Annotated in this window: 13 protein-coding genes and 1 riboswitch; of the genes, 7 read left to right on the top strand and 6 right to left on the bottom strand. The window is 66.9% G+C overall.

Annotated elements, in window-relative coordinates; genetic code table 11:
- Window positions 1-20: 20 nt before the first annotated feature.
- The 4 genes from AC5Y4C_RS04110 to AC5Y4C_RS04095 are packed head-to-tail and all read left to right on the top strand — an operon-like array spanning window position 21 to window position 3,986.
- Window positions 21-809 (top strand): SGNH/GDSL hydrolase family protein, encoded by a 789-nt coding sequence (locus tag AC5Y4C_RS04110; RefSeq protein WP_499962009.1) that lies wholly within the window; start codon window positions 21-23, stop codon window positions 807-809.
- Window positions 806-1,717 (top strand): ABC transporter ATP-binding protein, encoded by a 912-nt coding sequence (locus AC5Y4C_RS04105; RefSeq protein WP_499906313.1) that lies wholly within the window; start codon window positions 806-808, stop codon window positions 1,715-1,717. The genes AC5Y4C_RS04110 and AC5Y4C_RS04105 overlap by 4 nt, the downstream gene beginning before the upstream one ends.
- Window positions 1,714-2,457, top strand: a complete 744-nt coding sequence (locus AC5Y4C_RS04100; RefSeq protein ID WP_500008006.1) for an ABC transporter permease — start codon at window positions 1,714-1,716, stop codon at window positions 2,455-2,457. Before AC5Y4C_RS04105 ends, AC5Y4C_RS04100 begins: the two co-directional genes overlap by 4 nt.
- Window positions 2,458-2,480: 23 nt before the next feature.
- The gene (locus tag AC5Y4C_RS04095) at window positions 2,481-3,986 is read left to right on the top strand and encodes a M28 family metallopeptidase (protein ID WP_499962013.1); all 1,506 of its coding nucleotides are present in this window, start codon (window positions 2,481-2,483) and stop codon (window positions 3,984-3,986) included.
- A 45-nt stretch (window positions 3,987-4,031) separates the two neighbouring features.
- Here AC5Y4C_RS04095 and AC5Y4C_RS04090 read toward each other — a convergent pair whose 3' ends face one another.
- On the bottom strand, window positions 4,032-4,382 hold the full coding sequence (locus AC5Y4C_RS04090) for a hypothetical protein (RefSeq protein WP_499905494.1): 351 nt from the start codon (window positions 4,380-4,382) through the stop codon (window positions 4,032-4,034).
- A gap of 14 nt (window positions 4,383-4,396) precedes the next feature.
- Complete coding sequence (locus tag AC5Y4C_RS04085; protein WP_499905496.1) at window positions 4,397-4,621, bottom strand: hypothetical protein; 225 nt, start codon at window positions 4,619-4,621, stop codon at window positions 4,397-4,399.
- A gap of 110 nt (window positions 4,622-4,731) precedes the next feature.
- Between AC5Y4C_RS04085 and AC5Y4C_RS04080 the strand changes: the two genes are divergently transcribed.
- Complete coding sequence (locus tag AC5Y4C_RS04080; protein WP_499962015.1) at window positions 4,732-5,919, top strand: TetR/AcrR family transcriptional regulator; 1,188 nt, start codon at window positions 4,732-4,734, stop codon at window positions 5,917-5,919.
- Between the two features lie 10 nt (window positions 5,920-5,929).
- On the opposite strand, the gene AC5Y4C_RS04075 is transcribed toward AC5Y4C_RS04080, so the two are convergent.
- From AC5Y4C_RS04075 to thiC, 4 genes are all read right to left on the bottom strand, one after another.
- Window positions 5,930-7,417 (bottom strand): flavin-containing monooxygenase, encoded by a 1,488-nt coding sequence (locus AC5Y4C_RS04075; protein WP_499962017.1) that lies wholly within the window; start codon window positions 7,415-7,417, stop codon window positions 5,930-5,932.
- Window positions 7,418-7,481: 64 nt separating this feature from the next.
- Entirely contained in the window at window positions 7,482-8,108 is a 627-nt protein-coding gene (locus AC5Y4C_RS04070) for an alpha/beta hydrolase family protein (protein ID WP_499962019.1), read from the bottom strand.
- Complete coding sequence (gene thiD / locus AC5Y4C_RS04065; RefSeq protein ID WP_499962021.1) at window positions 8,105-8,935, bottom strand: bifunctional hydroxymethylpyrimidine kinase/phosphomethylpyrimidine kinase; 831 nt, start codon at window positions 8,933-8,935, stop codon at window positions 8,105-8,107. The genes AC5Y4C_RS04070 and thiD overlap by 4 nt, the downstream gene beginning before the upstream one ends.
- Before the next feature lie 78 nt (window positions 8,936-9,013).
- Window positions 9,014-10,597, bottom strand: a complete 1,584-nt coding sequence (gene thiC, locus AC5Y4C_RS04060; RefSeq protein WP_499962023.1) for a phosphomethylpyrimidine synthase ThiC — start codon at window positions 10,595-10,597, stop codon at window positions 9,014-9,016.
- A riboswitch (TPP riboswitch) is annotated at window positions 10,589-10,700 on the bottom strand. It overlaps the preceding gene by 9 nt.
- 124 nt (window positions 10,701-10,824) lie before the next feature.
- On the opposite strand from thiC, the gene AC5Y4C_RS04055 reads away from it, so the two are divergent.
- Together AC5Y4C_RS04055 and AC5Y4C_RS04050 are read left to right on the top strand one after the other, a co-directional pair.
- A complete protein-coding gene (locus tag AC5Y4C_RS04055; RefSeq protein WP_499962025.1) occupies window positions 10,825-12,576 on the top strand; it encodes an MFS transporter in 1,752 nt (583 codons plus the stop codon).
- A gap of 77 nt (window positions 12,577-12,653) precedes the next feature.
- Window positions 12,654-14,009 carry a DUF5933 domain-containing protein gene (locus AC5Y4C_RS04050; RefSeq protein ID WP_499962027.1) on the top strand — a complete coding sequence of 452 codons (1,356 nt, stop codon included), beginning with the start codon at window positions 12,654-12,656 and terminating at the stop codon, window positions 14,007-14,009.
- Window positions 14,010-14,015: the final 6 nt, after the last annotated feature.

Raw genomic sequence — 14,015 nt, 5'->3', positions numbered from 1 at the left:
AGGTAGGCACAATGGCGCCCATGAGGCCTCGCTACGTCGCGATCGGCAGTTCGATGGCGGCCGGTCCCGGTATCCCGCCGCGCGCCGACGGCGCACCGTGGCCGTCGGGCCGCTCGGCGCGCAACTACCCGCACCTGGTTGCCAAGGAGCTGGGCCTCGACCTGGTGGACGTCACCTACTCTGGTGCCACTACCGCACATGTGCTGCGCGACAAGCAATTTGGTGCGCCGCCACAGATCGAGGCACTCGACGGCTCCGAGGCGCTGGTGACGGTCACGATCGGCGGCAACGACGTCGGCTACGTGCCGCTGCTGACGCTGGCGTGCCTGCCCCGGCCGGCCCAATGGCTGCCTGTGCTCGGGTCCCGGCTGCGCGAGCTGCGCAACCGCGACGCCCGCGACCGAGCTCTCGGCGAAGTCGTCTTGGCGCTGCACGAGGTGGGCGAGGCGATCCGGCGCCGCGCCCCGCAGGCCAGAGTGCTGTTCGTCGACTACCTCACGCTGCTGCCGCCCCCCGGTGAGAAGGCTCCGCCGCTGTCTGAGGCCGACGCCGACCTCGGCCGCCACATCGCCGGCGCACTGGAAACCATGACCGCCGAAGCCGCCGAGCAGACCGGCTGCGAGATCGTGCGGGCAGCAGAGGCCAGCCGCGAGCACCACGCCTGGTCGGACCAGCCGTGGACCGTCGGGTTCCGGCTGCCGCTGCCGGGCCGACCCGCGCCGATGCACCCCAACGCCACCGGCATGCGGGCCGTCGCCGCGCTGGTCACGGCACAGGTGTCCGGTGGCCTGCCATCATGGGCGCCGTGATCGAGCTGCGCGGGCTGACCAAAGTGTTCGGTCGGACCCGCGCCGTCGACAACCTCACCTGCACTGTCGAACCCGGCGTCGTCACCGGCTTCTTGGGCCCCAACGGCGCCGGTAAGTCCACCACGATGCGGATGATCGTCGGGCTGGATCGCCCCACCGCCGGAACCGCCACCATCGACGGCCGCGAGTACCGCGAACTTCGCCACCCACTGCGCACCGTCGGTGCGCTGCTCGACGCGAGGCAGCTGCATCCGAACCGCAGCGCGCGCAACCACCTGCGGTGGATCGCTGCGAGCAACCGGCTGCCGGCCCGGCGCGTCGACGACGTGCTGGCCATGGTCGGGCTGACAGAGGTGGCCGACAAGAAAGCGGGAACGTTCTCGCTGGGCATGTCGCAGCGGCTGGGCATCGCGGCGGCGCTGCTGGGCGACCCGCCGGTGCTGATCTTCGACGAACCCGTGAACGGCCTTGACCCCGAAGGCATTCGGTGGGCCCGCATGCTGATGCGCACGCTGGCCGACGAGGGTCGCACCGTGTTCGTGTCCAGCCACCTGCTCGCCGAGATGGCCAACACCGCCGACCGGCTCGTCGTCATCGGCCGCGGCCGGCTGATCGCCGCCACCACGATGGCCGATTTCGTCAGCCGCTCCGGCGCCGACACCGTGCGTGTGCGCAGCCCCCAGCCGGCCGCTTTGCGTGAGGCGCTGACGGGCGCGGGCCTGCAGGTGCGCGACGGCGGGAACGCGCTGCTGGTGAGCGGCGGCACCATGGAGCAGGTGGGCGAGCTGGCCGCTGACCGCGGCGTCACGCTGCACGAACTCAGCGCTGAGCGCGCGTCGCTGGAGGAGGCCTACATGAAGCTGACCGACGGCAGCGTCGACTTCCGGGCCACCGAGGTGCCGACGTGACGCTCGCCGCCGAACGCATCAAGCTCACGACCACGCGCTCACCGGTGTGGGCGGCCGCGGTCGCGGCGGTGCTGTCGCTGGGCATCGCCGCGATCCAGCCCGCGGCCAGCTTCTCCGGCGCGCCGTTGCCGCCGGAACGCGCGGCCGTCGGCGTCGCCACGTTCGCAGTGCCGGTGCTGATGATCCTCGCGGCGATGACCGTCACTGGCGAATACCGCACCGGGATGATCCGTACGACGTTCATGGCGACCCCCAACCGCACCCGGGTACTGGTCGCCAAGGCGCTGATTGCGGCCGGCGTGGCCGGCGTGTTCGCCGCGGCGATGGTGATCGCGTCCCTGGTGGTGACGCACGTGCTGGCCGACGGTCAGGTGGGCGCGCGGCTGTCGCTGACGCAAGCTCCGGCGTGGCGGCCCGTGGGGGCGGTCGGGTTGTACGCGGCGCTGGCGGCGGTGCTCGCCGTCGGGCTCGCCGTGCTGCTGCGGCATGCGGCCGCGGTGATCGCGGTGCTGCTGCTCATGCCGTTCGTCATCGAGCCGCTGCTCAGCTCGGCACCGCGCGTCGGCGAGCATGTCGGTCCGCTGCTGCCGTTCGCGAATGCGTACGCGTTCACGAACGTGCCGTGGCTGGGCGGGTTTGCGCCGCAATGGGGTCCGGTCGCATCGCTGCTGTACTTCACCGGCGTGGTGGTCGCGGTGTTCGCGGCCGCGGTGTTCGCGATCAATCGGCGCGATCCCTGACGGCGAAGGCTAACGTGGGCGCAGTGTGGCGAACAGGCAGAACCGCAGTCGCTCTGCTGACCGTGGTGACGGTGCTCGCGGCGCTGGCGAGCTGCTCGCGTCACGACTCCGAGCTACGCCGCACCGCACCCGCGGCGTCGGACTACGCGCAGTCGATCCGCGAGAAGGTCAGCACCGACGCGATGTTCGCGCACCTGCAGCGCCTCCAGCAGATCGCCGATGCCAACCACAACACCCGAGCGGTGGCCACGCCGGGTTACGACGCCAGCGTTGACTATGTCGCAAATACCTTGCGCGACAAGGGTTTCAATGTGCAAACCCCGGAGTTCGACTTCCGCAAGTTCGAGCCCGGCCAGGTGACGCTGAAGGTGAACGGCGCGACGGTCCCTGCGCAGGTGCTCGAATACTCGATCGGCACCGGACCCGATGGGGTGAGCGGTCCGCTGGTCGTTGCCCCCGGTGCGCCCGGTGACGACACCCCGGGCTGTTCGGCATCGGACTACGACGGACTGCCGGTCTCCGGCGCGGTGGTGCTAGTCGACCGCGGCTACTGCCCGTTCTCCGTCAAAGAGGGCGCGGCCGTACAGCGCGGCGCGGTCGGCATGATCGTCGCCGACAACGTCGACGAAGAGAAGATGAGTGCCACGCTGGGCGCCCGCACCGACGTCAAGATCCCGGCGATCGGTGTCACCAAGGCCGACGGCGCGAGGCTGCGCGCCCAGCCGGGTCCGGTCACCATGAAGGTCGACGCCAGGGTCCAACAAATCAAGGCCCGCAACGTGATTGCGCAAACCAAGACGGGCTCCACGCAGAACGTGGTGGTCGCGGGCGCGCATCTGGACAGCGTGCCGGAGGGGCCGGGCATCAACGACAACGGCTCCGGCGTGGCGGCGGTGCTGGAAACCGCGCTGCAGATGGGCAGTTCGCCGCCGGTTCAAAACGCGGTCCGGTTCGCGTTCTGGGGCGCCGAGGAGGCCGGGCTGGTCGGCTCCATGAAATACCTCGAATCGCTGGACGTCGAAGCGCTCAAGGACATTGCCCTGTATCTGAACTTCGACATGCTGGCCTCGCCGAACCCCGGCTACTTCACCTATGACGGCAACCAGTCGACGCCGTCGGGTCCCGGCGAGAACCAGCCGCGGGTGCCGGAGGGTTCGGCCGGCATCGAACGGACCTTGGTCACGTATCTGACCCTGGCCGGCAAGACCGCGGAGGACACATCGTTCGACGGGCGTTCCGACTACGACGGCTTCACGCAAGCCGGCATCCCGTCGGGCGGTCTGTTCGCCGGCGCGGAAGAGAAGAAGAGCTCCGAGCAGGCGCGGTTGTGGGGCGGCGAGGCCGACCAGCCGTTCGATCCGAACTACCACAAGCCCACCGACACCGTGGCGCACATCGACCGCACGGCGCTGGGCATTCAGGGCGGCGGGGTGGCGTATTCGGTGGCGCTGTATGCCCAGGACATCGGTGGGCGCAACGGCGTGCCGGTTCGCGACGACCGGGTCCGACACGTGGTGACGGCTCAATAAGCCGCGTCAGACGTCGGCGCAGCGCGTACACCGCCGCGTCGGCCGCTAGGCGTTGGCGTTCTGCGGCTCGGCTGTCGCGTGGTGGTGCTCTCCGGCATGCCGCCACAGCGCCACCGCCAGACCGGACAACAGCACCCAGCCGATCACTGCGAGCGAGATCGTCCATGCTCTGCGCAACGCGAGCGCGTTTTGGCACTGGCCCACGAAGTCGGCCTGTGGCGACGTTTGGTTGGCGATCTGGGCCTGCATCAGATTGGTGTTGTATCCGGTGCCGCACTTGATCTGCCAACCCCACTGGTCGTAGGAGTCGAGGAACACCGGGAAGTTCAGCGCCAGCAGGCCGACGCCCAGCAGCGTCACGCCCAGCGTGAGAATCAGCCAACCACGGTTCGTCACAGAGCCTCCTGAGGTCAGACCATGCACACGTCGGACACGATCAGCACGGGCCACAACAGGATTGCTCCGAGAAACGAGAAGATCATGTCCAAGCCATGCATCTGGTGCAGATGATCGGTGTGGTTGATCGACCACAGCAGCCCGACGAGCAGATAGGGAAAACCGACCAGGAAGCCGATCCCGATCAGCTCAGCGATGGAGAGCCGGTAGCCGAACAGACGGCGCACCTTCTCGATCACGCGTCATATGTTAATCACCATTCCGTGCCGGAGCGAGCAGAATTTGCAGGTTGCTCGCATATTCGCCGTGGATGTGTACATCGATTCGCCAATCGGGTTACCGTGACGCGATGGCTACCCTGCCCGTCGAGCCGGCTGCGTCCCGTCGGCGCCCCAAGGACCGCAAGGCCCAAGTCGAACGGGCAGCGGCCGAGGCGTTCAGCGCCGCCGGCTACCACGCGGTCCGGATGGAGGAGGTCGCGGCGAAGGTCGGGATCTCCGGGCCCGCGTTGTATCGCCACTATCCCAGCAAGTACGAGATGTTCCGGGCCGCTGTGCTCAACCTCGGCCGCCAGCTCGTGGACTGCACCGCGTTCGTCGACGCCGACACGGATTTGCAGCGGGTTGTCGACGCGCTGATCGACGTCACGCTGGCCAACCGCGCGTCCGGCGGACTGTACCGCTGGCAGACCCGGTACTTACGTCCGCAGGATCAGGCGCTGCTCGCCGACCAGCTGCGTATGGTCAATCGACGAATCCAGAAACCGCTGGTGGCACTGCGCCCCGGGCTGTCGTCGTCGCAGCGGTGGATGCTGTCGGCGGCGCTGCTGAGCGTCATCGGCAGCATTGTCGACCATCGCGTCCGGATGCCGGCCGACCAGATCCGCGCCGTGTTCACCGACGCCGGGCTGGCCGTGCTGTCGGCGCAGCTGCCGCATCCCGACGAAGCCCAGCCCAATCCCCAAGGGCGAGCGATCTTTTCGGATGCCGGTGTCTACGAATCGTTGTTGCATGCGTCGCTGGTGCTGTTCGACAAGCACGGTTACCGCGACACCACCATGGAGCAAATCGCCGCGGCGGTGGGCATACCCACCTCCGCGATCTATCGGTACTTCTCCGGCAAGGCCGACATCCTCGCGACCGTGATGCGCCGGGCCGCGGACCGGATTTCGGGGGAGTTGTCGGTGCTCCCGCCCGAGGACGCCGAGCCGCGACAGGTGCTGACGCAGCTCATAAGTGCTTATGTCGCAACATCTTTCGCGAACCCGGAGTTGGCCATCGTCTACTACGCCGAACGGGTCAACCTGGCGGACGCCGACCAGACGCTGCTACGCAATGTGCAGCGGTCGACCGTCGACTCCTGGGTGCGACTGGCCATCTCGGCCCGGCCGGAACTGACGCCCAGCCAGGCCCGCTTCCTGGTGCATGCGGCGATGGCGCTCGTCGTCGACGTCGGCCGGCTGGTCCACTACGACGGGTCCGCACACTCTCAGGCGTGCGTGCGACGGCTGATGGAGATCACGCTGCTCGGCTCTTGAGTACGTTCGCTCAGGCAATCGCGTAGTCGCTCAACGGGAATTCCGATGCTTCCCGGACCGCGACACGCGTAGGCAGCGGCCGTAGCAGGGTCGGTTCGCCGTGCGGGTTGAAGTAGTACGAGTTCGAGTTCGTGCAGTCCACCAGTGTGAATACCGTGTTGCTATTGAGTTCGGTCATTCGCTGCAAGTACCGCGCGTTGGCGTCCTCGGTGACCTCGAAAGTGGTTGCGCCGCGGCGCTTCACCTCGCCGAGCAGCCGGTCCATGTGCCGCATTTGGTAGTCAACGGTATTGAAAAAGTTCAGACCCAAGAAGCCGTAGGGTGCGGCCAAGCACAGCATGTTGGGGAAGTACGGGATCGACACGCCCTGGTAAGCCTGGAACCTGTTCTCGCGCCACCACTTTCCGAGGTTGCGTCCTTGGCGGCCGATGATCTCGATGGCGGGGAAGTTGGATTCCCACATATTGAAACCGGTGGCCAGCACGAGAGTGTCGATGGTTGTCTTGGTGCCGTCGTTGTTGACGATGCCGTCGGGCTCGATGCGGTCGATCCCGCTGGTCTGCAGCTGCACGTGCGGTTTGGTGAAGACGCGGTAGTACTCGTTGGAGAACGTGGGCCGCTTGCAGCCGAAGCTGTACGTCGGGGTGAGCTTGGCGCGCAGCTCTTTGTCGCGCACCGAGGCGAAGCGATGCATCTTGGCCAGGTCGGAGGCGGCGACGATCATGCGCCGCGGAAAGAGTCTCCGGTAGTAGATCGTGACGTGGGTGAAGAACTCGTACAACACGTCGGTGAGCCAGCGGACCGCGCGCTGGGTGACCGGGATTCTGGCGAACAGTCGCTTCGCTAGCTCAGGGATGCGAAGGTCGAATTTCGGCACCACGTAGATCGCCGTGCGTTGGTACACCGTCAATTCACGGGCGCTCTTGGCCAGCTCTGGGATCAGCTGAACCGCGGTCGCCCCGGTACCGATGATCGCGACTTTGCGGTCCGTGAGGTCGTAGGTGTCGTCCCAGGCAGCGCTGTGGATGATCTTGCCGCCGAAGCTGTGGATGCCGGGGATGTCGGGCGTGTGCGGCTGGGAGAGGAAACCGGTGGCAGTGATCAGGAACCGCCCGGTGAGCGTGTCGCCACCAGCAAGGGCGACCCGCCACACCTTGGCCTCGTCGTCCCAGCGTGCGCCCTCCACAGTGGTGTTGAACCGCATGTGCCGGCGCACGTCGTACTTGTCGGCGACGTCGTTGGCGTACTGCTTGATTTCCGGCCCGGTCGAGAACAGCCGCGACCAATTGGGGTTCGGCTCGAACCGATAGGAGTAGCTGGTGGTCGGCACGTCGACCGCCAGCCCGGGATAGCGGTTGACGTGCCAGGTGCCGCCGAGGTCGTCTTCTCGGTCGACGATGATGAAGTTCTCGTAGCCCAGCCGCTTGAGCTGGATCGCGGCCCCGATTCCGCCGAAGCCCGCGCCGACGATGATCACGTCGAACTGCTGGTCGGTCATAGATAAAACGGTACCTGAGGTATCGAGTTGCAAAGAAATGGCTCGCGGGAGTCTGCGGCGCAGGTCACTTGCGGATTTTCAGCAGACGCAGCGCCGCGTCGACCGCCAGTGCCGGTACGTCGGCGCCCTTGACGCCCAGGTCGTGGCGAGCGCCGGCAACCTCGACGATCTCGACGGGCGCCGTGATCAGCGCCGCGGCCGCGCGCAGTTCGTCGATGGTGCCGAACGGATCGCTGGTGCCGTGAGTGAACACCGTCGGCACGACGATGCGCGGAAGGTGTTCGGTACGAGTCCTCTCCGGCTTGCCGGGTGGATGCACCGGATACGAGAACACCGTCAGCACGTCGAGCGCAAGTCCGTCGTCGGCGACGGCCATCGAGGTCTGGCGGCCGCCGTAGGAGTGCCCGCCTGCGATCACCGGACCGTCGGCCAAGGTCCTCGCGAAAGTCACCGCCTCGAGGATGCCCGCGCGATCCGCGGCCGCCGATCCGGACGGTGGCCCCTTCGGACGGCGGCGCCGGTACGGAAGGTTGTAGCGCACGGCCAGCCAGCCTCGGCGCGCCCATTCGTCGCAGAGCCGGTGCAGCAGCGGCGATTCCCGGCTGCCGCCGGCACCATGTGTGTGCACCACCACGCCTCGCGGCTTGCCGTTCGGCTCGTGCGCGACCCCGGCGATCTCGTCGAGATTCACGACGACAGGCGAAACAGCGCCGACACCGGGCCGTGCCCGTGGCCCAATGGGTATGCGGCTCGGATGCATTCGGTGACCCAGCGTTTGGCGAACGCGACAGCGTCAGGCACCGGGTAGCCGTGTGCCAGCGCGCAGGCCGTCGCCGCGGCCAGGGTGTCGCCGGCGCCGTGGTCGTTGCCGGTGTCCACCCGGACAGCGTCGAACTCGTGGAACTGCTTGCCGTCGAACAGCAGATCGGGGCTGCGTTTCGAGCTGCGCAGGTGCCCGCCCTTGACCAGCACCCATCGCGGCCCGAGCGCATGCAGCGCGCGGGCCGCTTGCTCTTGCGAGCTCCGGTCGGTGACGTCGATGTCCACCAGCAGCCGAACCTCGTCGAGGTTTGGTGTCACCAGTGTGGCGAGCGGAAACAGGTGGCGTTTGAGCGAACCGAGCGCCGAGGGGTGCAGCAGCGGATCGCCGTGCATCGACGCGCACACCGGGTCGACGACAAGCGGGGTGCCGGCGAGCTGCTCTTTCCACGTCTGGGCGACCGTCTCGATGATCGCCGACGATGCCAGCATGCCCGTCTTGGCGGCTTGCACGCCGATGTCAGAGGCGACCGCCGCGATCTGTCCTGCGACCACGTCCGTCGGGATTTCATGAAAACCCTTGACGCCCAACGAGTTCTGCACCGTCACTGCGGTCACCGCGACCAGGGCGTGTACGCCGAGCATTGCGCATGTCCGCAGATCGGCTTGGATGCCGGCGCCGCCACCGGAGTCCGAGCCCGCGATGGTCAACACCCGCCGCGGCGTCTGGCCGGGCTTGGGTAGGGGGAGGAAACTCATGCGCGGCACTCGCGAGCGTGCGGTTTCATACGACCGCAGCGGCGTGTCGAGTGCGAAACCGCACAGTCGGCGCGGCGGTCATGAGGTGAACGGCAGGTACACCCGTCCGCCCTGTTCGACGAACTCCCGCGACTTGTCCGCCATCGCGTCGCGCACATCCTGGCTGATCCGCATGGAGCAGAACTTCGGCCCGCACATCGAGCAGAAGTGCGCACTCTTGGCGGGCTCGGCGGGCAGCGTCTCGTCGTGGTATGCGCGCGCGGTGTCGGGATCCAGCGACAGCGCGAACTGATCGCGCCAGCGGAATTCGAAGCGTGCCTGCGACAGCGCGTTGTCGCGGCGCTGGGCGTGGGGGTGCCCCTTCGCCAAATCTGCGGCGTGGGCTGCGATCTTGTAAGCGATCACGCCGTCCTTGACGTCCTTGCGGTCGGGCAGGCCCAGATGTTCCTTCGGCGTGACATAGCACAGCATCGCGGTGCCGGCTTGCGCGATCATCGCGGCCCCGATCGCCGACGTAATGTGGTCGTAGGCGGGCGCGATGTCGGTGGCCAGCGGGCCGAGCGTGTAGAACGGCGCTTCGTCGCACCACTCTTCTTCCAGCCGCACGTTCTCGGCGATCTTGTGCATCGGCACATGGCCGGGGCCTTCGATCATCACTTGCACGCCATGGGATTTCGCGATCTTGGTCAACTCGCCCAGCGTGCACAGCTCGGCGAACTGTGCGGCGTCGTTGGCGTCGGCGATCGAACCCGGCCGCAGCCCGTCGCCAAGCGAGAACGTCACGTCGTAGCGCGCCAGGATCTCACACAGTTCGTGGAAGTTGGTGTACAGGAACGACTCCTGGTGATGCGCCAGCATCCAGGCCGCCATGATCGAGCCGCCTCGGGACACGATGCCGGTGACCCTGTCGACCGTCAGCGGGATGTAGCGCAGCAGCACGCCCGCATGCACGGTCATGTAGTCGACGCCCTGTTCGCACTGCTCGATCACGGTGTCGCGGTAGATCTCCCACGTCAGCGCGGCCGGATCGCCGTTGACCTTCTCGAGCGCCTGGTAGATCGGCACGGTGCCCACGGGCACCGGGGAGTTGCGCAGAATCCATTCGCGGGTCTGGTGGATGTCGCGGCCGGTGGACAGGTCCATGATCGTGTCGGCGCCCCAGCGGGTGGCCCACACCATCTTGTCCACCTCTTCGGCGATCGACGACGTGACGGCCGAATTGCCGATGTTGGCATTGACTTTCACCAGAAACGCCTTGCCGATGATCATCGGCTCGGACTCGGGATGGTTGTGGTTGGCGGGGATCACCGCGCGGCCGCGGGCCACTTCGTCGCGCACCAGCTCAGCCGGCACACCCTCGCGCTCGGCGATGAACGCCATCTCAGCGGTGATCTCGCCGGCGCGTGCACGCTGCAGCTGGGTGCCGCGGTCGCGGACAATGCCGGCCCGGGGCGGCAGGCCCGCCGACAGGTCGATGCGGGCGTCAGGGTCGGTGTAAGGACCCGAGGTGTCGTACAGGTCGAGGTGCTCGCCGTTGGACAGGTGCACCCGCCGGAACGGCACCCGGGCGCCGTTGTCGAGGCGGCGGTAGATCTTGGTGCTGCCCTCGATGGGTCCGGTGGTGACGGTGGCGGTGTCGACGGCGACAGCGGAATCGGTCATTGCACATCTCCCTACGCCGGCATTACCCGGTCAGGTTCGTACGGTCGACGGCGCGATAGCCGCCCTCTCAGCACACTTCGCGTGCGCTCCCGCGTGGTCGGTTGACCGGTCCCACGCTAGCGCAGCGGCGGTGGCGGCGGAATACCGATTGGCCTCAGTTCATTTGTATAGCTAACATATGTGTTTTCTGTGCACGCGACGATGACTGACGACGACGATGACTGACGATGACGACTGACGTAGAGATGGCTGACACTCCCATCATCACCAACCCGGCGATTGCCGTCGCGGAGACGGACCGCCGGCGACGGCGGTGGGATCGCGACCACCCGCGCTACAAGTGGATCGCGCTGTCCAACACCACGCTCGGCATGCTGCTGGCGACGATCAACGCGTCGATCGTGCTGATCTCGCTACCGGCGATCTTCCGCGGCATCGGGCTGAACCCGCTCGCCCCGGCCAACGTCAGCTACCTGCTGTGGATGCTGATGGGCTACCTGGTCGTCACCGCGGTGCTGGTGGTGCTCTTCGGCCGGCTCGGCGACATGTACGGGCGGGTGCGGATCTACAACGCCGGGTTCGCGGTGTTCACGGTCGCGGCGATCGCATTGTCGTTCGACCCTCTCCATCTCGGCGGGGGCGCGCTGTGGCTGATCGCCTGGCGCGTGGTGCAAGGCGTCGGCGGCGCGATGCTGATGGCGTCGTCGGCAGCGATCCTCACGGATGCGTTTCCGGCCAACCAGCGGGGCATGGCGCTCGGGGTGAACATGGTCGCCGCCGTCGCGGGTTCGTTTCTCGGGCTGCTGATCGGCGGCGTGCTCTCGGAGTGGGACTGGCGCGCGATCTTCTGGGTGGGTGTGCCCATCGGCGTGTTCGGCACGGTCTGGAGCGTGCGCTCGCTGCACGAGATCGGGGTGCGACGACGGGGCCGCCTGGACTGGCCCGGCACGGTGACGTTCGGCGTGGGTTTGACCGTCGTGCTGACCGGCATCACGTACGGTATTCAGCCCTACGGAGGTCATCCGACGGGGTGGACCAATCCGTGGGTGCTGGGGTCGATCATCTTCGGCGTCCTGCTGTTGGTCGCGTTCTGCTTCGTCGAACTGAGGGCACCGCAACCGATGGTGAACATCCGGCTGTTCCGGTCGACGTCGTTCGGAATGGGCAACTTGGCCGGGTTGATGTCGTCGGTCGGCCGCGGCGGGCTGCAGTTCATGTTGATCATCTGGCTGCAGGGCATCTGGCTGCCGTTGCACGGGTACAGCTTCGAGTCCACGCCGCTGTGGGCGGGGATCTACATGCTTCCGATGACGTTCGGCTTCCTCATCGCGGGGCCGGTGGCGGGCTCGCTGGCCGACCGGTTCGGGGCGCGCCCGTTCACGGTCAGCGGAATGCTGTTGATGGCAGCCACATTCGTGGCGCTGGTGCTGATTCCGGTGAACTTCAACTACTGGCTTTTCGCGGTGCTCGTGTTCCTCAACGGCCTGGGCGGCGGAATCTTCACCGCGCCCAACACCGCTGCGATCATGTCCAGCGTGCCGGCCGAGGAGCGCGGCGCGGCCTCAGGTGTGCGGTCGACGTTCTTTAACGCCGGCTCGTCGCTGTCCATCGGGATCTTCTTCTCGCTGATGATCGTCGGCTTGGCCAACACGCTGCCCGACGCGTTGAACACAGGGCTGCAGCAGCAAGGGGTTTCGCCGACGGTGGCGCACGAGGTCGCCAGCCTGCCGCCCGTCGGCAGCCTGTTCGCGGCGTTTCTCGGCTACAACCCGATCGGCGAGTTGCTGGGTCCGTCGCATGCGCTGCAGCAGCCGGGCGTCAACGCCGATGTGCTCACTGGTAAGTCGTTCTTTCCCGAGCTGATCTCCGGGCCGTTCCACTCCGGGCTGACGGTAGTGTTCGTCGCCGCCGCGGTGTTGATGCTGATCGGCGCACTGGCGTCGCTGTTCAATCCGGGCCGCTACGCCGACGAACTCTGAGTTCTCGCGGCGCCGTAGCGGGGCCGTGATCTTGAATTCATTCCGTCGACGTCGGTCGGGCACCTAAGATTCGACAGATGTTCATCGACGACGTGCGTCCCGTGCAGTGGCGCATGGCGTCGACACGCACCTGGGTAACTCTTTTCGTCGTAGCGATCGCCCTGCTTTTGGTCGTGCTGCAGGCCATCGCCAGCAGTGCGGGATTTCAGGGTCCGCTGCACAGCCTGCTCGGCGACTATGTGGCCACGCCGAAGTCGGCCACGGTGCCGTGGGTAGGGCTGGGCGTCGCGATGGTCGGTGTCGGCGTCCGGTGGCGAGTTGCGGCGCTGGCGTTGGCAGCCGGGCTCGATGTGCTGTTCTGTGCCGAGCGGCTGGCGCGAGGTGGAGAATTCACCGTCGGCAACGGGCCGTTGATCGTTCTCACCGGGTTGGCGGTGGTGGTGTGGTGGCGCTGGACCGGCGACCAGCGCAGCACCGCATTGCGCGCAATTGCGTTCGGGTTCTTGCTGATTCTGGCCACCAAGGTCGGTGACACGTGGCTGCGCGTCACCGCGATGATTCGGCCGAGGGTGTGGGATCAGTACGCGCTGTTGGCCGATCATGCACTAGCGCAACCGTCGTGGCTCATGGGCCGGTTGGTGGACATGGCAGGACCGGCGGTGTCGGGGGTGCTGCATTGGGTGTACATCGAATTGCCGGCCGCCGCACTGGTAGTCGCAATCTACCAATTGCGCAATGTGACAAGTGCCGGTTGGCCGCGCCACTTTCTGGTCCGCTCGTTTCTGGTGCTCGGATTGGTGGGGCCGATCCTCTATGTCGTGTTTCCGTTGGTGGGTCCCCTCTTTGCCTTCAGCGCTGCCGGTGATGGTCTCCAAGTAGGCGATTACTGGCCGCACATCTTGCCGCCGGTCAACATCGTCCCGTCGCCTATCGCATTCGACGATTTGGTTCCGCGCAACTGCATGCCGTCGATGCATACCGCTTGGGCGATGGCGCTTTTCATTCATTCGCGCGAGGCGCCGCGGCTGCTGAGGTGGGGTGGCACCTTCTGGTTGATGTGCACCGTCGCGGCGACGCTGGGATTTGGCTACCACTACGGCGTCGACCTGATTGCCGGGACGGTGCTGTGCCTTTCAGTGGAATCGGCACTGCGTGAGCCGGTGCGAGGCGGAAGCTGGTCACGGATCGGCTTGGTCGCCGGCGGTGCGTCGTTCCTGGCGGTGCTGCTGCTGAGCTGTCGCTATCTCGCCGAGCCGATGGCGCGTTATCCGCAGCTGTTCGGACCGTTGATGCTTGGCGCCCTGGCCGTTTTCGGTTGTGCGTTCTATGCGACGTTCTTTGCGCGCGCCGGTGTCATAGTCCCGTCGTGGACGGCGCCGCGGCGTGCGAGTGCGGATGCGAATCAGCCGCAGCCGGACGCGCTTTACGGCTGACGTCGG

Source organism: Mycobacterium sp. NGS35 (genome assembly GCF_059812855.1).
This window is presented reverse-complemented; position numbering and strand designations above follow the sequence as displayed.

What these genes read in the sequence shown, in the direction of transcription:
- thiC (WP_499962023.1), bottom strand. Translation starts at nt 10,597, where the DNA reads ATGACCGATTCCGCTGTCGCCGTCGACACCGCCACCGTCACCACCGGA.
- AC5Y4C_RS04080 (WP_499962015.1), top strand. Translation starts at nt 4,732, where the DNA reads ATGGCTACCCTGCCCGTCGAGCCGGCTGCGTCCCGTCGGCGCCCCAAG.
- AC5Y4C_RS04050 (WP_499962027.1), top strand. Translation starts at nt 12,654, where the DNA reads ATGTTCATCGACGACGTGCGTCCCGTGCAGTGGCGCATGGCGTCGACA.
- AC5Y4C_RS04075 (WP_499962017.1), bottom strand. Translation starts at nt 7,417, where the DNA reads ATGACCGACCAGCAGTTCGACGTGATCATCGTCGGCGCGGGCTTCGGC.
- AC5Y4C_RS04055 (WP_499962025.1), top strand. Translation starts at nt 10,825, where the DNA reads ATGACGACTGACGTAGAGATGGCTGACACTCCCATCATCACCAACCCG.
- AC5Y4C_RS04110 (WP_499962009.1), top strand. Translation starts at nt 21, where the DNA reads ATGAGGCCTCGCTACGTCGCGATCGGCAGTTCGATGGCGGCCGGTCCC.
- thiD (WP_499962021.1), bottom strand. Translation starts at nt 8,935, where the DNA reads ATGAGTTTCCTCCCCCTACCCAAGCCCGGCCAGACGCCGCGGCGGGTG.